This is a genomic window from Amycolatopsis suaedae, assembly GCF_004214935.1.
GTDB lineage: Bacteria > Actinomycetota > Actinomycetes > Mycobacteriales > Pseudonocardiaceae > Amycolatopsis > Amycolatopsis suaedae.
This window is the reverse complement of record NZ_SFCC01000013.1, coordinates 127,189-149,649: the sequence shown is the minus strand read 5'-3', so window position 1 is coordinate 149,649 and position 22,461 is coordinate 127,189. Positions and strand designations below refer to the sequence as shown.

Here is a 22,461-nt window from a genome sequence, read left to right as displayed (position 1 = left end):
CAAGTGATGACTTGCCTATGGTGGGGTGGTGAACGCCGAACCGGACCTGTTCAAGGCCATCGGTGATCCGACCCGCCGAACCATCCTCGACGAACTGACCGAAAAGGACGGTCAGACGTTGTTCGAGATCTGCGGCCGGCTCACCATGAAGCACGGCCTGGCTTCCTCACGCCAGGCCATCTCGCAGCACCTCGCGGTGCTCGAGCAGGCCGGTCTGGTGCACACCCGGCGACAGGGCCGGTACAAGTTCCATCACATCGACACCGGCCCGTTGCGTTCGATCGTCGAGCGCTGGCCCGTCAACCGAGAGGACCCCGAACCGTGATCCGCGTCAACATCACCAGCGTGTTCGTCGACGACCAGGCCAAGGCGCTGGCGTTCTACACCGAGAAGCTGGGCTTCATCAAGAAGACCGACGAGCCCGCCGGCAGTGCCCGCTGGCTGACCGTCGTGTCCCCGGCCGACCCGGACGGCGTCGAGCTGCTGCTGGAGCCGGACGGGCACCCGGCGGCGGGGCCGTTCAAGAAGGCGCTGGTCGACGACGGCATCCCGTTCACCCAGTTCGCCGTCGACGACGTCCACGCCGAGGTCGAGCGGCTCAAGGCGCTGGGGGTCGAGTTCACCCAGGAGGCGACCGACCTGGGGCCGGTCGTCACCGCCGTCTTCGACGACACCTGCGGCAACCTGATCCAGCTCGCCGCCATGAAGTAGCCGTTACGCCCGCTCGCCGGTGCCGAAGCCGGGCCGGGCGCTGCGCTCGGCCAGCGACTCCAGCTCCTCGAACAGGGTGATCTGCAAGCCCGCCGGGGCGTCGAGCCGCGCGTTGCGCGAACGCCACGGGGTCACCGTGGGCGGAGCCACCAGCCGCGCACCCGCGCCGGTGAGGGCGGCCGTCGTCGTCTCGGCGTCGGTCACCTCGAAGGCCACCCGCAGGCGCGGCGAGACCTGCCTGCCCACCTCGACCTCGTCGATGAGCGCCTTCTGTGCGGGGTTGGCGATCTCCAGGGTGGCCCGGCCGGCCTCCAGGATCGCCACCCGCGCGTCGCCCTCCCCCTGGAAGGCCGCCTGCTCGGGCAACCCGAGCACATCGCGGTAGAACGCCACCGCTTCCTCGTAATCCTCGGCCTCGACCACGAGGCGCAGCTGCAACACCGTCATGCCCGGATGCTAGAACCTGACACTGGTGTCAAGAGCAAGTCTTGCACTCAACCCGGGTTCAGTTTGCACGCTGGCCCCGGCGGCGAGACACGCCGCCGGACGAGCCGGTGGAGGTTGTGGTGGTCCGGGTGGATTCGGTGGTCGAGGCCGGGAAGGCGTTGCGCCGCGGAGAGGTGAGCAGTACGGAGCTGGTGTCGGCCGCGCTGGCGGCCGCCGACGCCGCCGACGCCGGACTCGGCGTGTTCCTGACCCGGTTTCCCGAGCGGGCGCTGGCGGCGGCGCGGCGCGCCGACCTGGAGCTGGCGTCCGGAGTGGACCGTGGTCCGCTGCACGGAATCCCGCTCGGCGTCAAGGATCTCATCACGGTCGCGGAGGGCCCGACCACCGCGCAGAGCCTGGTGCTCGGCGACGGCTGGGGCCTGGGTGTCGACGCCGCCGTCACCACCCGGCTGCGGGAGGCGGGCGGGGTGATCGTCGGCAAGACGACGACGATGGAGTTCGGCTGCGGCGTACCCGACCCGGGCAAACCGTTCCCGGTCCCGCGCAATCCCTGGGACACCGGCCGCTGGGCTGGCGGGTCGAGTTCCGGCACCGCGAGCGGCATCGCCAGCGGAATGTTCCTGGCCGGGCTGGGCACCGACACCGCGGGCAGCATCCGCATGCCTGCCGCGTTCTGCGGCGTGACCGGCCTGATGCCCACCTACGGCCTGATCCCGGACGACGGCGTCCTCCCGCTGGCCCGCAGCCTCGACCGGATCGGGCCGCTGGCCCGCACCGCCCGCGACTGCGCCGAGCTGCTGGCGGTCCTCGACGGCACCCGGAGCTGTGCCCCGGCCGGGCACCTGCGCGGGCTGCGGGTGGGGGTGGTGCGGGACTGGCCGGGTGGCGCCGATCCGGCGCTGCCCGCGGTGTTCGGCGCCGCTCTGTCCACTGTGGAGGAGCTGGGTGCGCGGCTGGTCGACGTCACGCTGCCCTACCGAGCGGAGCTGACCGACGCGGTACTGCTCACCGTCGCCGCCGAGGGACTGGCCCAGTACCGGGCCGAACTGACCGCACGCCCGGATGACTTCTTCGTCTCCACCCGCGGGATCCTGGAGCCGGGAGCGGTCGTCTCCGGCGCCGACTACGTCGAGGCGCAACGGCTGCGGCAGCGCGCCCGGCAGGCACTGGCGGCGTTGTTCCGGACCGTCGACGTGGTGGCGAGCCCGGTCGCCGTCATCGGCGCGCCGCGGCTGGACGAGGTCGCCGACGCGGCCGGTCACCTGGACAGCGGCCTGGTCGCCAGGCTCTGCACGCCGTACTGGAACGGGGTCGGCAACCCGGTGCTCGCTCTCCCGATGGGACGGACCGCCGGCGGGCTGCCGCTGTCCCTGCAACTGGCCGCGGAACCGCACGGCGAGGCCACCCTGCTGCGGATGGGCGAGGTTTTCCAGCGCCACACCGCCTGGCACGAGGAGCGGGTGTGCCGGTGATCCTCCTGCTGGCCTGCGCCGGGTCCTTCGTGGTCATCCTCGACGCCACGATCGTGTCGGTGGCACTGCCCCCGATCCGCGCCGCGCTGGGGCTGGACCCCGAGACGCTGACCTGGGTGGTCAACGCCTACACGCTGGCGTTCGCCGGATTCCTGCTGCTGGGCGGCAGGCTCTGCGACGAGTTCGGCAGGCGCCGGATGTTCGTGCTGGGCCTGAGCCTGTTCACCGTGGCCAGGCTGGTCGCCGGCCTCGCCGGTTCGGCAGGGGTGCTGCTCGCCGCGCGGGCGGTGCAGGGCTTCGGCGCGGCACTGCTGATGCCGGTGACGCTGGCACTGCTGACCTCGACCTACACCGAACCCGCGCGGCGGGCACGGGTGCTGGGCACGTGGAGCGCGGTCGGCGCCATCGGTGCCGCGGCCGGCCCGGTCGTCGGCGGCCTGCTGACCGAGTGGGCGGGCTGGCGGTGGGTTTTCTTCGTCACCGTCCCGATCGGTGCCGTGGCCGTCGCCGTGGCGGCGCGGGCACTGCCGCCACCGGACCACGACGGTCCGCGCGGCAGGCTCGACGTTCTCGGCGCGGTGCTCTCGACGGCGGGTCTGGTCGGCGTGGTGTACGCCGTGATGCGGTCGTCGGCGGCGGGCTGGGGCAGCGGCGAGGTGGTGCTGCCGCTGCTGGCCGGGCTGGCGCTGCTGGTGGTCTTCGTGGTCCACCAGGGCCGGTGGGCGGCCGACCCGCTGCTGGCGCTGGACATCTTCCGGCTGCGGTCGGTCAGCAGCGGCAACGTCGTGATCCTGTTGCTGGGACTGGGTTTTCTCGCCAGCCCGGTGTTGCTGTCGCTGTATCTGCAGGACGTGCACGGTTACCCGCCGCTGGCCGCGGGCCTGGCGTATCTGCCGATCGGGGTGGCGATGTTCGCCGGTGCGCAGAGCGCGGGCCGGCTGTCGGTGCGGATGGGGCCACGGCGCGCGACGGTGCTGTTCTGCGTGCTCGCCGCGGCCGGCCTCGGCGGGGTGGCCGCACTGGCCGGGCCGCACGCGTCCTACCCGGCGTCGGTGCTGGTGCCCGGGATCGTGTTCGGGTTCGGGTCGGCCGCGGCGTTCACGCCGATCACCGTGTCCGCCACCAGCGGTGTTCCGCCTCGGCGCAACGGGCTGGCGGCCGGCGTGCTCAACACCGTGCGGCAGACCAGCGGTGCGGTCGGCCTGGCGGCACTGGGCACGCTCGCCGCGGCGGTGGCAGGCCGGACCGGCGCGGTGGACGCGTTGTCGGACGGCTACACGGCGGCGTTCGCCGCCTCGGCCTGCTGCCTCGCCGCGGCCGCGGTGGTCGCCGCGGTGGCCATGCCCCGCCGCTGAGCCCGGCCGGGCAGCTCGACCCCGGCGCGGAACTCGGGGCAGTGCTCGACGTTCTCGGCGTAGCGGCAGGTGGCCAGCCTGCTCAGGTAGCCGTGCGCCGCGTCCAGCCTGGCTCGCTCGGCCTCGATCTCGGCCAGTTGCGCGGCGACGGTGGCGCGCCAGCCGTCGCCGCTGGTGAGCAGCCGCGCGATCCGGTCGAGGCTGAGCATGCCGGTCTGCCGCCACAGCTTGATCACCGCGACGCGGTACAGCTGCTCTGTGTCGTAGAACCGCTGCCCCGAGCGCCGGTACGGCGTGACCAGCCCGCGGCGCTCCCAGTAGTGCAGCGTCGAGATGGCAAGCCCGAAGTGATCGGCGACCTCGCGGACGGGGACCAGGGTGTCCATGCAGGTAAGGCTACCCTAATTAACGAGCCGGAGAAGGGTGCTCACCACCTCGTCCACCGGCGCCGTGGTGTCGACCTCGTGGGTCGCCGACTCGCGCAGCAGCGGCTCGATCTCGGCGAGGTCACCGAGGACGCGGCGCAGCTCGTCCGGCCGCTTGCCGAACGGGTTGCCGGTGCGGGTGGCCAGCCGGCGGACCAGGACCGGTGCCGGGGCGCTGAGCAGGACGACGTGGTCGAACCGGGGAAGGAAGCCCGCCTGGTTCTCCTCGCAGCCGGCGACGAACAGGACCTCGGCGTCCTCGGTGTCCAGCAGGGTCGTGATCGCGTCCTCCCGCCACCGCTGCAGGCCGCCGGGTGCGGGTTCGCACCAGCCGTCGTCGGTGTCCACCGCCTTGTAGCCCCTGGCGACCAGCTGCCGCACGATCGTCGACTTGCCGGTTCCGGACATTCCGGTGATCAGGACTCGCTTCACCTGGCCAGCCTACGGACTGCGCGAATCTGCGCAGAACTGTTGACTTATGTGCGAAGTAGACCTAAAGATTGCACAAAAGAACGCATGGAGGGTCTGCCATGATCGCCCGTTCGCTGCTCGCCGCCGCTCTGCTGGCCGGCTTCACACCACCGGCCGCGGCCGCTCCCGCGCACCTGACGATCAGCTCGCCCGAGCTGGTGGTCGAGGTCGGCGCCGACTTCCCGCTGGTGCGCCGCTACACCGACCGGGCCAGCGGCGCGGTGCTCGACGGCCGCACGACCGCACTCGACGAGATCACCGTCGACGGTGTCGCCCGCCGGGTCTCCGGCCGGGGCGAGGTGGGCGCGGACGGCGTAGCGCGTTACCGGCTCACCGTCGACGGGCTGCCCGGGGTGGTGGTCGAGGCCTCGCTGCGGGTGACCGGGCGGGCCACCACGTTCCGCGTCGACCGCGTCACCGACACCCCGCGGGCACGGGTGGGCACGCTCGACATCCCCGGCCACGACCTGGTGTCGGTGTCCAGCGAGCAGGCCGGAGCGGGCACCGCGTTCACCACGCTCGACCCCAACGCCACCCGCACGGCCGACGTCATCGGCCCGCTCACCCGCGCGACCCCGGCCGACCCGGCGCCCGTCGGCGCGTCCTACGGCATCGTCCACACCGGACAGCTGGCGGCGGCCGTCGAGACGAACTCGTCCTACGACAAGCCGTCCGGCCCGGCCAACGGCGACGACGCGCGGCTGTGGCACCAGGCCCGGTCCGACGGCGACGGTATGCGGGTCGGCCTGTGGAGCGGGCAGTGGACCCACCGCGCCGCGGGATCGGACGCCACCGAGGAGGCGCCGTGGGCCACGGTCGTGGTGACCCCGGAGGTCAACGGCGACGGCCGGGTCGACTGGCAGGACGGCGCGGTCGCCTTCCGCGACATCGCGGTCACCGCCCCCGGTGCCGGCCGCACGGCCGAGCGGGTGATCACGCACATCCCGTTCAACTTCGCCAGCCAGGCGACCCACCCGTTCCTGCGCACCCTCGACGACGTCAAGCGCATCTCGCTGGCCACCGACGGGCTGGGACAGCTCGCCGTGCTCAAGGGCTACGGCAGCGAGGGCCACGACTCGGCCCATCCCGACTACGCGGACAACTACAACGAGCGCGCGGGCGGACTGCGTGACATCAACACCCTGGCCGCCGAGGGACAGCGGTGGAACGCCGACATCGGCGTCCACGTCAACGCCACCGAGTCCTATCCGGAGGCGAAGGCGTTCAGCGAGCGGCTGGTCGACCTGAACCGGAAGGGCTGGAACTGGCTGGACCAGTCCTGGGAGATCGACCAGCGGCGCGACAACGCCTCCGGCGCGCTGGCCGAACGGTTCCGCCGCCTGCGCGAGCAGGCCCACCCGAACCTCGACTTCCTCTACGTCGACGTCTACCGCAACCACGGCTACGTCGCCGACCACATGCTCACCGAACTGCGCCGCCAGGGCTGGACGGTCGGCACCGAGTGGTCGGACAAGCTGGAGCGGTCGTCGGTGTGGTCGCACTGGGCCAACGACCTCGACTACGGCGGGCAGACCAACAAGGGGCTGAACTCGCGGATCATCCGGTTCGTCCGCAACCACGAGCGTGACGTGTGGAACCCGCATCCGGTGCTGGGCAACAGCCGCATCGAGGAGTTCGAGGGCTGGACCGGGGAAACCGACTGGAACGCCTTCTACCGCAATATCTGGACGCACAACCTGCCGGCGAAGTTCCTGCAGCGGCAGCGGATCCTGCGCTGGGACGACCACGAGATCACGTTCACCGGCGGCGTGCGCGGCACCGACGCGTCCGGCCGCAGGGAGATCTTCGCCGGCGGGGCCAAGGTGCTCGACGGTGACAGGTACCTGTTGCCGTGGAACGGAAAGTACTACCACTACAACCCCGCGGGCGGCCGTACCGAGTGGACGGTCGAGGGGGACCGGCCGCTGACCGTGTACCGGCTCACCGACACCGGCCGCAGGGCCGTCGGCGAGGTGCGCCCGGCGGGCGGCCGGATCACCCTGGACGCCGAACCGGGCGTGCCCTACGTGCTCGACGACGCCGGCCGGCCGAGCCCGGACCCGGGGTGGGGGCAGGGCAGCGGGCTGAACGATCCCGGCTTCAACGCCGCCGGCCTGGCGGCCTGGCACCCGCGCGGCGACGTGCGTGCCGAGCGGACCGCGCAGGGACACACCGTCGCCCGGTTCACCGGCCCCGGAACGCTGGAGCAGCGGCTGGCCCCGCTGCGGCCGGGCACCTACAGCGCGTCGGTCTGGGTCGAGGTCGAACCGGGGGCCACGCGCCGGGCCACCCTGTCCGTCGGCGGTGCGAGCAACCACGTCGACTCGTCCACCGCACGCAACTACGTCGCGGCCGACGAGAAGCACGGCACGTACTTCCAGCGGCTGCGGGTGCTGTTCGACGTGCCGTCCGGGCAGCGGCCGGTGCTGCGGATCACCGGCGGGGCCGGGGTCCGGGTCGACGACGTGCGCGTGGTGCGGACCGAGCGGGTGGCCGGGCCGGGGATGGCCGCCGAGGACTTCGAGCACGTCGACCAGGGCTGGGGACCGTTCGTGAAGGGCGACGCGGGCGGCAGCACCGACCCGCGCACGCATCTGGCGCAGCGGCACGCGCCGTACACCCAGCGCGGCTGGAACGGCAAGCTGGTCGACGACGTGCTGACCGGCAGCTGGTCGCTGAAGGCCCACGAGGAGAACGCCGGGCTGGTCTACCGCACCGTGCCGCAGACCGTCCGGCTGCAGCCGGGCAGGCGGTACCGCGTGGAGTTCGCCTACCAGAACGGTCACGCGGGCCAGTACTCGTGGATCACCGGCACCGGCGCGGCCGAACGGGCCACGCCGATGCCGCGAGCCCTGACCACGACGCCCTTCGCCGAGGAGTTCACCGCGGGGCCGGACGCCTGGGTCGGGCTGCGCAAGCACCGGGTGGACACGCCGGCCGAGGCCGACTTCGTGCTGGACGACTTCCGCGTCACCGACCTCGGCCCGGCGTAGGTGCGCCGTTGTCGCGCACCAATGTGGAGTTCGGTGCGTTCAGCTCCCCCAATGCCACATTGGGGGAGCTGAGGTTCCCCAATGCCACATTGGGGGAGTTGAAGTACCCCAATGCCACATTGGGGGCGGCGGGCGGCGGGCGGCGGACAGTGCCGGTCAGTTGCGGCGGGCGCGGTCCTCGGCGGTGGGGTCGCGGTGCTCGCCCTGCGTCAGCCGCGGGGTGGACGCCGCGGCGTCGTCGAGGATGTCCATGATCCAGCTGACCAGATCCTGCTTCGTCGTCGACGCCGCCTCGGCCCACAGCCGTTTCTGGTCGGCCGGGACGTTGACCTCCAGGCTCTGCACGGCCTCGCCCTCGGCACCCTCGATCGGGCTCGCGTTGCGGCTGGCCTTGAGCCGGTTGCGCAGCTCGTTGCGCGACCAGCCGAACTTCTCGGCCCGGTCGAGCCACTTGTCCTGCTGGTCCTCGGGCAGGCTGGCCAGCTCGGCGTGGTGCTGGAAGCTCAGCCCGGCACGCCGCCGCGACGCCGGATAGCGCCGCGCGACCCAGGCGTAGTTGCGCAGTGTCTGGTAGTCCAGCGAGGTCTCCGCGACCGCGTGCAGGTAGCGGTCCGGGTAGTGCGACTGCCCGTAGATCAGCCAGTCGCCCAGCCACCAGGTGGACGACTCGGAGATGACGAAGATCTTGTGGCCGATCCGGCTCCACTCGTCGAGCGGGATCTGCGGCGGCAGGCTGAGGCTCGTGCGCTTGGTCAGCGCGCCGGACTGGGCGCGGCTCTCCAGCTGCTTGCCCGGCGGCGGGGCCGGGCGGTGCGTCGTCTCGGGGGGTCCGAACTCCTCGCCCCCATTGTTCGTGCCGTCCAAGAATCGCTCCTCGATTGGTCCCCTCTGGCAACGAACGAGTGTGCCAGCTTCGCGTACAAATCCAATACAAAAGCGTGCCCGATATGGTGTGACTTCGCCCGGCGGGCGGGGTCCACCGCGGGACGGCCTGGCGGTCCCGCCCGCGACCTGGTAAAGATCCTGTCCCGCGGCCGTCCCGCCGGCGAGACAGCCTCCCCGCCGCATTGACTGCCCGGCGCGCCGCTGCCTAGTCTCGATGTTGCGTTCCGGGGGTTCTGGGGAGAATAGGAATTGAGCCCCCTAATCAGCTGATTTCCTCGAACTGAACGGGTCATCACGTTCCCAGGAAATTCACAGAATGGATTAGCTCATGAAGGGCATCGTTCTCGCCGGTGGTAGCGGCACGCGGCTGTATCCACTCACCAAGGTGACCTCCAAGCAACTGCTGTCGGTCTACGACAAGCCGATGGTCTATTACCCGATCTCGGTGCTGATGCTCGCCGGCGTCCGGGACATCCTGGTCATCTCGACCCCGGACAGCCTGCCCTCGCTGCGAAACCTGCTCGGCGACGGCTCCCAGCTCGGCCTGAACTTCAGCTACGCGGAGCAGGACCAGCCGCGCGGCATCGCCGAGGCACTGATCATCGGCGCCGACCACATCGACGGCGGTCCGACGGCGCTGATCCTCGGTGACAACATCTTCCACGGCGCCGGATTCCCGAAACTGCTGCGTGACGCCCGTGAGCAGCTGACCGGCTGCACCCTGTTCGGCTACCCGGTCTCCGACCCCGAGCGGTACGGCATCGGTGAGACCGACGGCGATGGCGCGCTGGTGTCGATCGAGGAGAAGCCGCTGCGCCCGCGTTCGGACAACGCGATCACCGGGCTGTACTTCTACGACTCCGACGCCGTCGAGATCGCCCGCGGCCTGGAGCCCTCGGCCCGTGGCGAGCTGGAGATCACCGACGTCAACAAGCACTACCTCAAGAACGGCCGCGCCCGGCTGTTCCGCCTGGGCCGCGGGTTCACCTGGCTGGACGCCGGCACCCACGACTCGCTGTTGTCGGCCAGCCAGTACGTGCAGGTCATCGAGAAGCGGCAGGGCATCCGGGTCGCCTGTCTCGAGGAGATCGCGCTGCGGATGGGCTACATCACCGCCGACGCCTGCCACAAGATCGGCGCGCAGATGAAGAACTCCGAGTACGGCCAGTACCTGATGCAGATCGCCCAGTCGCTCGAATGACCGAGGCATACGCCGAGCGCGAGCCGCGACGGCTGCTGGAGGGCGGGTTGTCCGCGCCGGAGACCGTCGACGCGTCCTGGCACGTGCGGTGGGACCGGCTCGGCCCTTCGGAGGGCGAACGGCTGTGCCGGGACCTGCTGCCCGAGCAGATCGACTTCTCCACCTCGGGCACGACCGGGCCGAGCCGGACCTGGCGCAGGCTGGCACACCGGGTCTGGGACGAGGCGGGCATGCTCGCCGGGTTCGTCGCCGACGACGTGCCCGGCGCGGTGGTGTCGTTCGTCCCGCCCGCGCACCTGTTCGGCGCGCTCACCAGCGTGCTCGTTCCCGCCCACCTCGGGGTCCCGGTGTGGTACCGCCCGGCGTTCGTCGGGGCGATGCCGCGGGTCGGCCGGTCCCGGGTGGTGGTGATGGCGACGCCGTGGATCTTCCAGCTGCTCCTGCAGCACCTGGACTGGGTCCGCGGCTTCGAGCGGATCACCGTGCTCTACGGCGGCGCCATGCTGCCCGCGACCGCCGGCCGGTTCCTGCGCGAGGCAGGCCCGCGGCGGGCCCGCATCGTCGAGGTGCTCGGCTCCACCGAGGCGGGCGGGGTCGGCGTGCGGACCTGGCGGGAGGGCGAGCCGCCGCCGTGGAACCTGTTCCCCGACGTCGAGTTCGCCGAGAAGTCCACTGTGGACGAAGTGGTGCCGCTGGTGGTGCGCAGCCCGAGGCTGGCGTTCCGGCCCGGTGAGGCGCCGCCGCCGGTGTGGGAGGCCGACGACCGGGTCACCCACCTGCCCGACGGCCGGTTCCTGCTGGTCGGCCGCGGTGGCCGGCTGGTCAAGGTGAACGGCCGCCGCATCAACCTCGACGAGGCCGAGTACACGCTGCGGTCGGTGCTGGACTGCGAGGACCTCGCCCTGGTCCCGGTCCACGACGAGCGGATCGGCGAGCACGTCGAGCTTCTGCTGGTGCCCGCGGCCGGTACCGGCGTGGCCGACCTGGACCTCGCCGCCGCCTTCGCGCGGCTCGGGGTCCGCCCGAAGAAACTGCATGTGGTGTCCCGGATCGAACGTTCCGCGCTCGGAAAGCTGCGGCACGACCAGGTGGAGGTAGTGACAACGTGACGCAGGTGGTCGAAGGCCAGGCGGCGGAACTGGCCAGCACCGGGTATCTCCGGCGGATCGTGGCCAGCGCCGGCTGGGACGCCCGGCTCGCGCCCTGCGACGCCGACGACCTCGCCAGGATGGCGGCCAGCGCCCGCACCATCGAGGCGCAGCTCGCCGACGGCAAGCCGATCTACGGGCTCACCCAGGGGTTCGGCCCGCTGGTGACCTACACCGCCGAGTCCGAACTGGAGCAGGGCAGCTCGCTGATCTCCCACCTCGGCACCGGCCAGGGCGAACCGCTGAGCCCGGAGGTGTCGCGGCTGATCCTGTGGCTGCGTATCCAGAACATGCGCAAGGGCTACTCGGCCGTCTCGCCGGAGTTCTGGCAGGTCGTGGCCGACCTGTGGAACAAGGGCTTCACGCCGGTCATCCCGCGGCACGGCACGGTCAGCGCCAGCGGTGACCTCCAGCCACTGGCCCACGCCGCGCTGGCGTTCACCGGCCTGGGGGAGGCGTGGCAGCGCGACTCCGGCGGACGGTGGACGACCGTCCCGGCGGCCGACGCGCTGGCGGCGCTGGGCGCGCGGCCGTTCGAATGGCCGGTGCGCGAGGCGCTGGCGTTCGTCAACGGCACCGGCGCCAGCCTCGCCGTGTCGGTGCTCAACCACCAGTCGGCGGTCCGCCTGGTGCGGGCCGGAGCCGCCCTCACCGGCAGACTGGCGACCTTGTTGCGGGCCAACGCCGAGCACTACGACGCCGGGCACGGCATCGCCCGTGGCCAGCTCGGCCAGCTGACCGCCGCGGAATGGATGCGCCAGGAGATCCCGGCCGGGCTGGAGCGCGACGCACGGCGGCCGCTGCAGGAGCCCTACAGCCTGCGCTGCGCGCCCCAGGTGCTCGGCGCGGTGCTCGACCAGCTCGACGCCGCGGGCGACGTGCTGCGCCGCGAGGTCGACGGCTGCCAGGACAACCCGATCACGTTCGAGGGGGAGTTGCTGCACGGCGGCAACTTCCACGCCATGCCGGTGGGGCTGGCGTCCGACCAGATCGGGCTGGCCCTGCACATGGCGGCCTATCTGGCCGAGCGTCAGCTGGGACTGCTGCTCAGCCCGGCCACCAACGGCGACCTGCCGCCGATGCTCACCCCGCGGGCAGGCCGCGGCTGCGGCCTGGCGGGTGTCCACATCAGCGCGACGTCGTTCGTGTCGCGGATCCGCATGCTGGCGCAGCCGTCGTCGCTGACCACGCTGCCCACCAACGGCTGGAACCAGGATCACGTGCCGATGGCGCTCAACGGGGCCAATTCGGTGTCGGAGGCACTCGAACTGGGCTGGCTGGTGATGGGGTCGCTGGCGCTGGGTGTCGCGCAGCTCGCCGTGATGACCGGACACGACACCACCGGCGAGGGCGTCTGGGCGCGGCTGGCCGAGATCTGCCCGCCGCTGGACGCGGACCGGCCGATGGCGGCGGAGGTCCGAGCCGCCCGCGACCTGCTGTGCGAGCACGCCGCCGGCGCGCTGGCGGACGCCGATCGGTGAGCGGGGATCGAGTGTGAACAACAGCGCCCACGACTGTGCGCGGGGTAACCGCGACGCTACACTCGCCCCGCGAAAGACGGCCGGTCTCCGGCCGCAACCACAGTGCGTTCGACGGGGGTTCGATGGACATCAACCTGCTGCAGCGGCAGCAACAGTTCCACATGCACCAGAAGGTGACCATGATGGTCAACCGGTACCAGCTGTTCGCCGACGACGGCAATGGTGGTCCGGGCGAGCTGGTCGGATTCGCCGAGCAGAAGCGGATGACCTTCAAGGAACAGGTCACCGTCTACACCGACGAGGACAAGCGCGACGTGCTGTTCTCGTTCAAGGCACGCAAGGCGATCGACCTCGCCAGCGCCTACGACGTGACCACGCCGGACGGCCAGGCGGTCGGTGTGTTCGGCAAGAAGTTCGGCAAGTCCCTGCTGCGGTCCACCTGGCAGCTCGACAACCCGGGGCAGGAGCCGGTCACGATCCAGGAGCGGAGCATGGCGCTGGCCCTGTTCCGGCGGATCTGGGACAGCATCCCCGTCGTCGGCGACTTCCCGTTCATCTTCAAGTACCACTTCGACTTCCTGCGCGGCGAGCAGAAGGTCGGCTTCTTCGAGAAGAAGACGCGACTGCGCGACCACTACCTGCTGCGGATCGACGACCCGTCGCTGGACCGCCGCCTGGTGCTGGCGCAGGCCATCGCGCTGGACGCGCTGCAGGCCCGCTGATCCGGGAGCACCGAGGCCCGCTCCCCGGGCTCCGCCGCCGTCCGCGTAGCCCTTCGGACACCGCGCCGTGCGGTCCGAGTGCAACCGACTCCGCGGACTCCCGCGGTCGACAGTGTGGAACGGGGAAGCTATGAGCCTGGCCGTCAGAGGGATCTCGTACATGGTCGAGGAGGTCCCCCTCGACGCGGTGCGGCGTGACCTACGGGTGATCCGCGAGGAACTGCACTGCAACGCGGTCATCCTGATCGGGATGGACATCCAGCGGCTGATGGAGTCCGCGGAGTACGCGCTCGAGGTGGGGCTCGACGTCTGGATCGAGCCTCACCCCAGCGACATCCCCTACGTGAAGGTCGTGAGCAACCTGGCGGTCACGGCCGCCGCGGCGGAGCGGCTACGTGCCCGCTATCCCGGTCGCGTGTTCTTCATTCTGGGCTGCGAGTTCTCGCTGCACCTGCACGGGATGATCCCGGGGCGCCCGGAGACCGTCCGGATCCTGTTCACGATGAAGTGGCGGCACCGGTTCCGCAGGCGGATCAACCGCAAGGTCAACGACCTGCTCTCCGACGCGCTGGCCACCGTCCGCAGCGTCTTCAACGGACCGGTGACCTACGCGTCCGCAGCGTGGGAGGAGGTCGACTGGTCCGGGTTCGACTATGTCGGCGTCAACCTCTACCGGACGGCGTCCAACGCGCACCGGTTCACCGACCACCTGCGTGAGCTGCAGGAGACGTCCGGCAAGCCGCTGGTCATCACCGAGTTCGGCTGCGGGTCGTTCGTGGGTGCCCCGAAGAAGGGCCCGGGGTCGTTCAAGATCGTCAACTGGTTCAGCCTGCCACCGCGTATCCGCAAGGGGCACATCCGCAGCGAGCGGATTCAGGCCGCCTACATCGCGCATCTCATCGACGTCTACGACTCCCAGGGGGTGCACGGCTGCTTCGTGTTCACGTTCTCGCTGAAGGACTATCCGCACCACCAGGATCCGCGGTTCGACCTGGACATGGCGGCCTTCGGTGTGGTCAAGGTATCGGCGGAGGACCCTACCCGGTGGGAACGGAAAGAGGCGTTCCACGAGCTGGCCCGGCAGTACTCGGAGCTGGCCGGCCGGTCGTAGCGAACCCGCCAGGCGTGTCCTCCCGCCGGCGGGACACGGTGAGAATCAATCGATTTCCGGCCGGCCAAATCGTCGTCCACGAGTGAGCTCGGTCTCTGTGGAATCCCAGTAAGATAATAGCTACCCGCCGGGCGTCGCCTCATGTGACCATAACCGACTGAGTGCTCTCTATTGGCGTCATGAAAGAAAGATAACTGCCCGCCATGCCTTTGACGGCTCGACAAACTTGAGTGGACAAATGTATCAGATGTTCCAGAGTCGCTTCGCCGAGATCTACGACCTTCTCATGCGCAGCCGGGCCAAGGACTACGACACCGAGTCTGCTCAAGTGGAACGGGTTGTCCGTGCGCGGAATCCCAACGCCTCGTCACTGCTGGACGTCGCCTGCGGGACCGGTCTGCACCTGCGCTCCTTCGCGGAACGTTTCGACCGGGCCGTCGGGTTCGACCAGTCCAAGGACATGCTCAGCGTCGCGCAGGGCCACATCGCGGGACTGGAAACACGTTCGGGCGATATGCGGCATTTCGACCTGGGAGAGACGTTCGACGTCATCACCTGCATGTTCGCGGTCCCGCTGCTGCAGTCCGTGGCGGAACTCGAGTCGATGATCTCGTGTTTCCTGCGCCACCTGAATCCGAATGGTGTTCTGGTCATCGAACCGTGGCACAATCCGGAGCAGTTCATTCCCGGCTACATTTCCTCCGACCTGATCACCGACGGGCCGCGCAAGGTCTACCGGGTGTCGCACTCCATGCACCACCCCGACGGTAAGGACCGGGTGCACATGGTCGTGCACTACGTGGACACCGATCCCGAGTCCGGCATGCAGTACCTCACCGAGACCTGCGACATGACGCTGTTCACCCGGGAGCACTACGAGGCCACCTTCGCCAAGGTGGGCTGTGTCGCCGAGCACGTACAGCTGCAGCCGTTCGAGCGCGGCCTCTGGGTGGCCCAGCGGGCCTGAACCCCTCCGCGGCAAGGCGGCCCGCGAGTCCGGCGACTCGCGGGCCGTTTTCGTGCGGGATCGTGGGACTCGCGTTCCCGACGCTAGGCTCCCGGCGAAGTCGGGTGGCCGGGCAGGGCGAGGTGGGTGGTCCGGAGCGCAGAACTCGCGTGCGTGAGCGCAGAACTCACGATGTGGATCGGGGTTCTCACGTGGTGCCGGTCGTCCGGGTGAACGGCCCGTTCGCGCGAGTCGTCCGTTCCGGACCCGCGAGTTTCGCGTTCCCGAACACGACACTCACCACGTGACTGTGCCGTGAAGGGGGCCCTCACGGCATCAGATGCCGTGAGGGCCCCCTTCACGGCACCGGACGTCGGTGCCGCAGCCACGAAGGTTTACAGGGTGCGGATCTCCGGCCAGAGCTCGGACAGCGGCCAGTGCGGCGCCGTGCAGAAGAAGATCGGCGTGCCGACCAGCGTGCCGCGTTCGCCCTCCACGGCACCCATCGGGTGCACCTCACCGAACAGGTCCTTGAGGCCCTGCTCGTCCCAGCCGACGAACAACACGTGCTGCGCCTCGGCGGGCGGCGTCGAGATGTAGCCGAAACCACCGGAGAAGCTGTACGCCTGCGCCGGCAGTCCCCGCTCGGGGCCCAGGACTTCCAGCGCGGCGGCCAGCGGCGAGTCGATGGTGATGACGATCGTGCTCTCGCGGACCTCCGGGGGCAGTTCGGCGTAGGCCTTGGCGACCGAGTCGGCGAACTCCGGCCAGCCGAACTGCTTGAGCCAGTCGTTCCAGTTGATGACCTGGCTCACCAGGTCCTTCTGGTCGACCTCCTGCTGCATCTGCTCGGCGGTGGGCTGCTCGATCGACGACGCCGGCGCCAGCGGCAGGGCCAGCAGCACCGGAACGGCCGAGAGCGCGAACACCGGCCAGGTGGTCAGCCACCGCCACCACGCCGCGGGCCTGCCCAGCTCCAGCTGCACGGCACCGGCGGCGAACACGACCGGGAAGATCCCGGCCACGTAGGTGAACCGGCCACCGGAGATCAGGAAGATGGCGATCACGCCGACGGCGGTGAGCCCGAGGAAGCGGAAGTCCCGCAGCAGCGGCGACCGGAACAGCTTCCACAGGCCGTAGCAGAACAACACCAGGCCGACGATGATGCCGGTCATCAGCAGCATACGGGGCAGGAACATGAGCCTGCCGCCGAACAGGATCTCGTCCTGCGCGGTGAGCACGCGCGCCATCTCCACCTGCGGCCAGCCGTTGCTCGCCTGCCAGATCAGCCCCGGTACGGTGGTGAGCACGGCGATCGCGCCGCCCGCCCACAGCAGCGGCCGCCGCAGCATGGCGCGCGGGCCCACGATGAGCACGCTGACGATCAGCGCCACCCAGAACACCGGGATCAGGAACTTCACCTGCAGTGCGACCGCCGTGGCCACACCTGCCCACAGCAGCGGCAGGTCTGCGCTGCGGCCGGTGAGCCCCTCGCGCCGCAGTCGCACCCACCGGACCACCAGCCAGGAGACCAGCAGCCAGGCGAAGGCGTTGAACGAGTCGGTCTGCAGCAGGGTGGCGAAGGAGAAGAACGCGATCGAGTAGGCACCGGCCGAGACGAGCTGCGCCTTGCGGCCGCCGCCCATCTCCCTGGCCAGCTGGCCTGCGACGAACACGCCGATCAGCACCACGATCAGCGACGGCAGCCGCAGTGCGTAGACCGAGCCGGGGAACAGGGTGTCCATCAGCCAGGCCACGAACGGCACGAACGGCGGCTGGTCGGCGTAACCCCAGTCCAGATGTCCGCCCGCAGCGACGAAGTACAGCTCGTCCGGGTCGTAACCGTAGGCGCCCAGGGTCAGCAGCAGCGGCACCGCGACGAGAGCCGTGATCACCGACAGGCCCTTCCAGGCGAGTGGAGCAAGAGCTGGTTTCTCTTGCTCCGCGGGCCGTTCTGTCTCCACGATGCTCATCGTCGTCCTCCTAGGTGCGGTACTTGGTGGTGAGCTCTTCGATCCGGCCGACGAGCTCGTTGGGGGTGGGCAGTGCGGTGACCTCGTCCCGCAGTGCGGCCGCCCGCTCGGCGAAAGCCGGTTCGGTCAGCAGCCGCAGCAGGCCGGCGCGGACGTGCTCGCCGGACGCCTCGTCGGCGTGCACGGTGAGCCCCGCGCCCTGCTCGGCGAGCTTGCGGCAGATCAGCGGTCCCTCGAAGTCGTGCGGCAGGGTCAGCTGGGGGACCGCGTGCCGGATGAACGTGCTCAGGGTCCCGAAGCCGCCGTGGTTGATGGCCGCCGAGCAGGTGGCCGCCAGTGCGTCCAGCGGCACGTAGGACACGATCCGGGCGTTGTCCGGGACGGTGCCCAGCTTCGCCTGCTCGGGCTCGGCGAGGGTGGCGACCACCTCCACGTCCACATCGGACAGTGCGTCGAGGATACCCGCGACGTTGACCCGGTAGCCGGGCAGATCCTCGGTCGCCGAGGTCCCCAGGGTCAGCGCCACCCGGGGCCGTTCGGCGGGCCGCTGCAGCCACGGCGGGACCGTCGCCGCGCCGCCGTAGGGGCTGTACCGCATGGACAGGTACTCGTGGTCCGGCGCGGTGATCCGCAGGGACGCGGGGGACTGGTCGATGGTGAACTGGCCGGCCAGCAGGTCGGGGGTGAACTCGACACCGTGCTCGCACGCGGTCGACGTGAGCCACGCCGTCAGCGGATCGCCGGCGACGTTGCGGACGATCCAGTCGTGCGGCACGCCGAGGAAGTCGACGCTGAACAGCAGCCGGGCGTGCGCGGCGCCGCAGGCGGCCGCGGCGATCGGGCCGGCGTAGGTGAACGGTTCCCAGACGACGAGGTCCGGCTGCCACGCGCGGGCCAGGTCGACCAGTGCGGGCAGCATCGGGGCGTTGTCCTCGCCGAAGGCGTAGGTGACCATCACCTCGAACGCCTCCCGGCGCTCCTCGGTCCAGGTCACCGGGCCGGGCAGGGTGGTGGCGATGTCGTAGGGCAGGGGAAGCCCGCGGCGCAGTTCCTGCAGTGCCGCCACCGCCTCGGGCGAGTCGTCCTCGGGTTCGAGGTCCCAGCCGACCGGGACGGCGGTGAGCCCGGCCTGGGTGATCGTCGCGGCGAAGCCGGGCAGGCACGCGAACCGCACCTCGTGCCCGGCGGTACGCAGCGCCCACGCCAGCGGCACCATCCCCAGCACGTGCGTCTTCTGCGGCAGTGCGCAGAACAGGACCTTCACCGGGTCACCCCGGTCCGGAACTTCACGGTCAGCTCCTCGAGTTGCCCGACCAGCCGGCCAGGGGCGGGCAGGTCCAGGATCTCCTCGCGCAGCGCGGCGGCGCGCTCGCCGAAGGTGGCCTCGTCCAGCAGCCGCACGACCTGCTCGCGGATGTGCGCGCCGGTGACCGGACCGTCGTGCAGCGACACCACAGCGCCCTGCGCGGCGGCCCGGCGGGCCAGCTCGGGCTCGTCGAAGTCCCTCGGCAGGGCGAGCTGTGGCACCCCGGCCAGCGCCGAGGTGAGCAGCGTTCCCGGTCCGGCGTGGTTGATGACGGCCGAACAGGTCGGTGCCAGCGCGTGCAGTGGCACGTAGGACACGATCCGGGCGTTGCCCGGGACGGTGCCCAGCTTCGCCTGCACGGACCCGGCGACGGTGGCGACCACCTCGACGTCCAGATCGGACAGTGCGTGGAGAATCTCCCCGACACTGGCCGAGTACCCGGTGTACTGCTCGACGGCGGACGTGCCCAGCGTGAGCCCGATCCGCGGCCGGGCCGGCCGTTCGCGCAGCCAGGACGGCACCGTCGCGGCGCCGCCGTAGGGCACGTACCGCACCGGCAGGTAGTGCGGGCCGTCGGCCCGCATGCTCAGCGACCCGGGGAGCTGGTCGACGGTGAACTGCCCGGTGACCAGGTCCTCGCCGAACTCGAAGCCGTACTTGCGGGCGTAGCCGCCCAGCCAGCCGGCCAGCGGGTCCGGGCCGGTCCCGCCGGTGGCGCGCAGGAACCGCTGCCGGGTGACGCCGAAGACGTCGATGCTCCACAGCATCCGCGCGTGGGCCGCACCGCAGGCGCGGGCGGCGAGCGCGCCGGCGTAGGTGGTGGCCTCCCAGACGACCAGGTCCGGCTGCCACTGCCGGGCGAACTCCACCAGACCGGGCACCAGCGGGAAGTTGTTCAGCTTGTGACCGGAGTCGACCATGGTCCGGTAGGCCGCCCGCATGGCCTCCGGGTCGAGCGTGGTCTCGTCGGCCACCGCGCTGTCGTACGGCGGTGGCAGGCCTGCTCGCCGGCTGTCGGTGACGTCCGGGTCGATCTCCTGCAGCCTGCGCCAGTTGTTGGCCTGATGCCTGCCGACGCCGACGGCGGTGAGGCCGGCCTGGGTGATCTCGGCGGCGAACGAGGGCTGGCTGGCGACCCGGACGTCGTGTCCCGCGGTGCGCAGTGCCCAGGCGAGCGGGACCATCGGCTGGAAGATGGTCTTCTCCGGGTAGGTGGTGAACAGCACGCGCATCGGCATCACCCGTCGGCTCGGTGTTTGGTGGTGAGTTCCTCGATCCGGCCGACCAGCTCGTTGGGCGAGGGCAGCGCGGCCATCTCGTCGCGCAGCGCCACCGCGCGGTCGCGGTAGCCGGGTTCGGACAGCAGCCGCAGCACGCCTTCGCGGACCACGCCGCCGTCGATCCGCCTGCCGTGGATGTTGAGCGTCGCGCCCTGCTCGGCGACCCGGCGGGCCAGCTCGGGCGCGTCGAACTCCCAGGGCAGGGTGAGCTGCGGGACGGCGTGTGCCGCCGCGGTGAGCAGCGTTCCCGGCCCGGCGTGGTTGATCACCACCGAGCAGGTGGCCGCGAGCGCGTCCAGCGGTACGTAGGACACGATCCGGGCGTTGTCCGGCACGCTGCGCAGCTTGGCCTGTTCGGCCTCGGCGACCGTGGCGACCACCTCCGCGTCCACATCGGACAGTGCGTCGAGGATGTCCTGCACGCTGACGGTGTATCCGGCGAACTGCTCGACGGCGGTGGTGCCCAGCGTCAGCGCGATCCGGGGCCGCCGCGGCTGCCGCTGCAGCCAGTCGGGCACGACGGCGACGCCGTTGTGGGCGACGTAGCGCATCGGCAGGTAGTCCAGATGTCCCGCCCGCATGGCGATCGAGCCGGGCAGCGGGTCGATGGTGAACTGCCCGGTCGTCATGTCCTCGGTGAACTCGCCGCCGTACTTGCGGGCGTAGCCGCCCAGCCAGTCGGCCAGCGGGTCGATCCGGTCGTCGGCGGGCTGCTGGGCCTTGAGCCGCAGGAAGTGCTCACGGGTCACCCCGAAGACGTCGATGCTCCACAGCAGTCGGGCGTGCGCGGCCCCGCACGCCTTGGCGGCGATGGAACCCGCGTAGCTCAGTGGTTCCCAGACGACGAGGTCGGGTTGCCAGGCACGGGCGAACTCGACCAGGCCGCCGATCAGCGGGAAGTTCTCCAGCTTGTGGCCCTCGTCGACGGCGCCGATGTGACCCTGCACCTGCTCGTCCCAGCTGGCCAGTGCCGGGTCCGCGGCGATGTTCCACGGGCTGGGCAGGCCGTCGCGTGATTCCTCGAGCAGTTCCGGGTCGAGGCTCTCCATCCGCCAGATCGTGGCGTCCCTGCCCACGGGAACGGCGGTCAGCCCGGCCTGGGTGACCACCTCGGCGAACGCGGGCTGGCAGGCGACCCGCACCTCGTGGCCCGCGGTACGCATCGCCCACGCCAGCGGGACCATGGAGAGGAACATGGTCTTCTCGGAGATGATGGTGAACAGGACGCGCATGTGACTTTCCTAAACGGGTTGCCGGGTGCGGTACTTGACGGTGAGCCGCTCGATCTCGCCGACCAGCTCGTTGGGGGCGGGCATGGCGGCGATGTCCTCGCGCAGCGCCACCGCGCGCTCGGTGAACGAGGGTTCCTCCAGCAGGCGCAGCAGGTTCTCCCGGATGTTCTGCCCGCTGGTCGCCGTGGGGTCGATGGTCAGGCCCGCGCCCTGCTCGGCCAGCTTGCCCGCCAGCAGCGGCTCGTCGAAGTGGAACGGCAGGGTCAGCTGCGGCACGCCGTGCAGCGCGCTGGTGAGCAGCGTGCCGGGGCCGGCGTGGTTGACGACGGCGGAGCAGGTGGCGGCGAGCGCGTTCAGCGGGACGTAGGGCAGCAGGCGCGCGTTGTCCGGGATCCGCTTCAGCTTGGCCTGTTCCTCCTCGTCGATGGTGGCCACCACCTCGATGTCCAGATCGGACAGCGAGTCGAGGATGTCCTGGATGCTGACCGTGTAGCCGGCGAAGTGGTCGATGGCGGTCACGCCGAGCGTGATGGCCACCCGGGGCCGGGCCGCGGGTTTCTGCAGCCAGCCGGGGACGACCGCGGGGCCGTTGTAGGCGATGTAGCGCATCGGCAGGTAGTGCGGGTCCGCGGCGCGCATCCCCAGCGGGGCGGGCACCGGGTCGATGGTGAAGTGCCCGACGGCCATGTCCTCGGTGAACTCGCCGCCGTACCGGCGGGCGTAGCCGCCCAGCCAGTCGCCGAGCGGGTCCTCCCGCTCGGCGACTGGCTGGGCGTTGCGCTTGCCGAGGAAGCGTTCCCTGGTGATCCCGAAGACGTCGACGCTCCACACCACGCGGGCGTGCGCCGCACCGCAGGCCTTGGCCGCGATGGCCCCGGCTGGGGTGAACGGCTCCCACACCACCAGGTCCGGCTGCCACGCCCTGGCGAACTCGACGGTGCCGGCGAGCATGGCGAAGCCCTCCAGCTTGTACCGCTCGATGTCGCTGCCGTGCGCGTCACGGGTCTCCTCCCAGGTCAGGTCCGGGTTGTCGACGATGTCGAACGGCGCGGGCAGGCCGGCTCTGGCCTCCTCCATGACCTCGCCGGAGATGCCCTTGGCAGTCATCGCGCGCAGGAAGTCGGAGTTGCGGCCGACCGGAACGGCCGTCAGGCCCGCCGCGGTGATCACCTCGCCGAAGTAGTGCTGGCTGGCGACCCGCACGTCGTGGCCGGCGGTGCGCAACGCCCACGCCAGGGGCACCATCGAGTTGAAGATGCTCGTGGCGGGGTTGACGGCGAACAAGACACGCATGGGGGCCTC

The 22,461-nt window shown here is 70.8% G+C and carries 20 protein-coding genes; 11 read left to right on the top strand and 9 right to left on the bottom strand.

What is annotated here, in order from left to right:
- The first annotated feature begins 28 nt into the window (after positions 1–28).
- Entirely contained in the window at positions 29–325 is a 297-nt protein-coding gene (locus EWH70_RS25235) for an ArsR/SmtB family transcription factor (RefSeq protein WP_130477998.1), read from the top strand.
- Positions 322–711, top strand: coding sequence for a VOC family protein (locus EWH70_RS25230; RefSeq protein ID WP_130477997.1), 390 nt, complete (start codon positions 322–324; stop codon positions 709–711). The genes EWH70_RS25235 and EWH70_RS25230 overlap by 4 nt, the downstream gene beginning before the upstream one ends.
- 3 nt (positions 712–714) lie before the next feature.
- Here EWH70_RS25230 and EWH70_RS25225 read toward each other — a convergent pair whose 3' ends face one another.
- Positions 715–1,158, bottom strand: coding sequence for a VOC family protein (locus EWH70_RS25225; protein WP_130477996.1), 444 nt, complete (start codon positions 1,156–1,158; stop codon positions 715–717).
- Positions 1,159–1,286: 128 nt separating this feature from the next.
- Here EWH70_RS25225 and EWH70_RS25220 point away from each other — a divergent pair, with 128 nt between their 5' ends.
- Together EWH70_RS25220 and EWH70_RS25215 are read left to right on the top strand one after the other, a co-directional pair.
- Positions 1,287–2,630 (top strand): amidase, encoded by a 1,344-nt coding sequence (locus EWH70_RS25220; protein WP_338078611.1) that lies wholly within the window; start codon positions 1,287–1,289, stop codon positions 2,628–2,630.
- Complete coding sequence (locus tag EWH70_RS25215; RefSeq protein ID WP_240687218.1) at positions 2,621–3,985, top strand: DHA2 family efflux MFS transporter permease subunit; 1,365 nt, start codon at positions 2,621–2,623, stop codon at positions 3,983–3,985. Before EWH70_RS25220 ends, EWH70_RS25215 begins: the two co-directional genes overlap by 10 nt.
- On the opposite strand, the gene EWH70_RS36295 is transcribed toward EWH70_RS25215, so the two are convergent.
- Both EWH70_RS36295 and EWH70_RS25205 read right to left on the bottom strand, forming a co-directional pair.
- Positions 3,904–4,371, bottom strand: a complete 468-nt coding sequence (locus tag EWH70_RS36295) for a MerR family transcriptional regulator (RefSeq protein WP_130477994.1) — start codon at positions 4,369–4,371, stop codon at positions 3,904–3,906. The two genes, EWH70_RS25215 and EWH70_RS36295, sit on opposite strands and share 82 nt — an antisense overlap.
- A gap of 15 nt (positions 4,372–4,386) precedes the next feature.
- Complete coding sequence (locus EWH70_RS25205) at positions 4,387–4,842, bottom strand: shikimate kinase (RefSeq protein ID WP_240687217.1); 456 nt, start codon at positions 4,840–4,842, stop codon at positions 4,387–4,389.
- 98 nt (positions 4,843–4,940) lie between these two features.
- Here EWH70_RS25205 and EWH70_RS25200 point away from each other — a divergent pair, with 98 nt between their 5' ends.
- Positions 4,941–7,874, top strand: a complete 2,934-nt coding sequence (locus EWH70_RS25200; protein ID WP_130477993.1) for an endo-alpha-N-acetylgalactosaminidase family protein — start codon at positions 4,941–4,943, stop codon at positions 7,872–7,874.
- 156 nt (positions 7,875–8,030) lie between these two features.
- Here the strand turns inward: EWH70_RS25200 and EWH70_RS35885 are convergent, their stop codons facing one another.
- Positions 8,031–8,738 carry an LmbU family transcriptional regulator gene (locus tag EWH70_RS35885; RefSeq protein ID WP_276320577.1) on the bottom strand — a complete coding sequence of 236 codons (708 nt, stop codon included), beginning with the start codon at positions 8,736–8,738 and terminating at the stop codon, positions 8,031–8,033.
- A 349-nt stretch (positions 8,739–9,087) separates the two neighbouring features.
- Between EWH70_RS35885 and rfbA the strand changes: the two genes are divergently transcribed.
- From rfbA to EWH70_RS25165, 6 genes are all read left to right on the top strand, one after another.
- Complete coding sequence (gene rfbA / locus EWH70_RS25190; protein ID WP_130477992.1) at positions 9,088–9,960, top strand: glucose-1-phosphate thymidylyltransferase RfbA; 873 nt, start codon at positions 9,088–9,090, stop codon at positions 9,958–9,960.
- The gene (locus EWH70_RS25185) at positions 9,957–11,069 is read left to right on the top strand and encodes an AMP-binding protein (protein WP_130477991.1); all 1,113 of its coding nucleotides are present in this window, start codon (positions 9,957–9,959) and stop codon (positions 11,067–11,069) included. Before rfbA ends, EWH70_RS25185 begins: the two co-directional genes overlap by 4 nt.
- Positions 11,066–12,589: an aromatic amino acid ammonia-lyase gene (locus tag EWH70_RS25180; protein WP_130477990.1), complete on the top strand. Its 1,524-nt coding sequence runs from the start codon at positions 11,066–11,068 to the stop codon at positions 12,587–12,589. Before EWH70_RS25185 ends, EWH70_RS25180 begins: the two co-directional genes overlap by 4 nt.
- Before the next feature lie 122 nt (positions 12,590–12,711).
- Positions 12,712–13,311, top strand: a complete 600-nt coding sequence (locus EWH70_RS25175) for an LURP-one-related family protein (protein WP_130477989.1) — start codon at positions 12,712–12,714, stop codon at positions 13,309–13,311.
- 160 nt (positions 13,312–13,471) lie between these two features.
- A complete protein-coding gene (locus EWH70_RS25170; RefSeq protein WP_240687216.1) occupies positions 13,472–14,422 on the top strand; it encodes a glycoside hydrolase family 113 in 951 nt (316 codons plus the stop codon).
- Between the two features lie 247 nt (positions 14,423–14,669).
- A complete protein-coding gene (locus tag EWH70_RS25165) occupies positions 14,670–15,389 on the top strand; it encodes a class I SAM-dependent methyltransferase (RefSeq protein ID WP_165436410.1) in 720 nt (239 codons plus the stop codon).
- Between the two features lie 374 nt (positions 15,390–15,763).
- Here EWH70_RS25165 and EWH70_RS25160 read toward each other — a convergent pair whose 3' ends face one another.
- From EWH70_RS25160 to EWH70_RS25140, 5 genes are read right to left on the bottom strand one after another with little or no spacing between them, the layout of a single operon-like run.
- Entirely contained in the window at positions 15,764–17,341 is a 1,578-nt protein-coding gene (locus EWH70_RS25160; protein WP_130477986.1) for a glycosyltransferase family 39 protein, read from the bottom strand.
- A 10-nt stretch (positions 17,342–17,351) separates the two neighbouring features.
- Positions 17,352–18,605 carry a nucleotide disphospho-sugar-binding domain-containing protein gene (locus EWH70_RS25155; protein WP_130477985.1) on the bottom strand — a complete coding sequence of 418 codons (1,254 nt, stop codon included), beginning with the start codon at positions 18,603–18,605 and terminating at the stop codon, positions 17,352–17,354.
- Positions 18,602–19,879, bottom strand: coding sequence for an activator-dependent family glycosyltransferase (locus EWH70_RS25150; protein ID WP_130477984.1), 1,278 nt, complete (start codon positions 19,877–19,879; stop codon positions 18,602–18,604). Before EWH70_RS25150 ends, EWH70_RS25155 begins: the two co-directional genes overlap by 4 nt.
- 5 nt (positions 19,880–19,884) lie before the next feature.
- On the bottom strand, positions 19,885–21,159 hold the full coding sequence (locus EWH70_RS25145; protein ID WP_130477983.1) for an activator-dependent family glycosyltransferase: 1,275 nt from the start codon (positions 21,157–21,159) through the stop codon (positions 19,885–19,887).
- 9 nt (positions 21,160–21,168) lie between these two features.
- A complete protein-coding gene (locus tag EWH70_RS25140; protein WP_130477982.1) occupies positions 21,169–22,452 on the bottom strand; it encodes an activator-dependent family glycosyltransferase in 1,284 nt (427 codons plus the stop codon).
- Positions 22,453–22,461: the final 9 nt, after the last annotated feature.

What these genes read in the sequence shown, in the direction of transcription:
- EWH70_RS25225 (WP_130477996.1), bottom strand. Translation starts at nt 1,158, where the DNA reads ATGACGGTGTTGCAGCTGCGCCTCGTGGTCGAGGCCGAGGATTACGAG.
- EWH70_RS36295 (WP_130477994.1), bottom strand. Translation starts at nt 4,371, where the DNA reads ATGGACACCCTGGTCCCCGTCCGCGAGGTCGCCGATCACTTCGGGCTT.
- EWH70_RS25200 (WP_130477993.1), top strand. Translation starts at nt 4,941, where the DNA reads ATGATCGCCCGTTCGCTGCTCGCCGCCGCTCTGCTGGCCGGCTTCACA.
- rfbA (WP_130477992.1), top strand. Translation starts at nt 9,088, where the DNA reads ATGAAGGGCATCGTTCTCGCCGGTGGTAGCGGCACGCGGCTGTATCCA.
- EWH70_RS25185 (WP_130477991.1), top strand. Translation starts at nt 9,957, where the DNA reads ATGACCGAGGCATACGCCGAGCGCGAGCCGCGACGGCTGCTGGAGGGC.
- EWH70_RS25175 (WP_130477989.1), top strand. Translation starts at nt 12,712, where the DNA reads ATGGACATCAACCTGCTGCAGCGGCAGCAACAGTTCCACATGCACCAG.
- EWH70_RS25170 (WP_240687216.1), top strand. Translation starts at nt 13,472, where the DNA reads ATGGTCGAGGAGGTCCCCCTCGACGCGGTGCGGCGTGACCTACGGGTG.
- EWH70_RS25165 (WP_165436410.1), top strand. Translation starts at nt 14,670, where the DNA reads ATGTTCCAGAGTCGCTTCGCCGAGATCTACGACCTTCTCATGCGCAGC.
- EWH70_RS25160 (WP_130477986.1), bottom strand. Translation starts at nt 17,341, where the DNA reads ATGAGCATCGTGGAGACAGAACGGCCCGCGGAGCAAGAGAAACCAGCT.
- EWH70_RS25150 (WP_130477984.1), bottom strand. Translation starts at nt 19,879, where the DNA reads ATGCGCGTGCTGTTCACCACCTACCCGGAGAAGACCATCTTCCAGCCG.
- EWH70_RS25145 (WP_130477983.1), bottom strand. Translation starts at nt 21,159, where the DNA reads ATGCGCGTCCTGTTCACCATCATCTCCGAGAAGACCATGTTCCTCTCC.
- EWH70_RS25140 (WP_130477982.1), bottom strand. Translation starts at nt 22,452, where the DNA reads ATGCGTGTCTTGTTCGCCGTCAACCCCGCCACGAGCATCTTCAACTCG.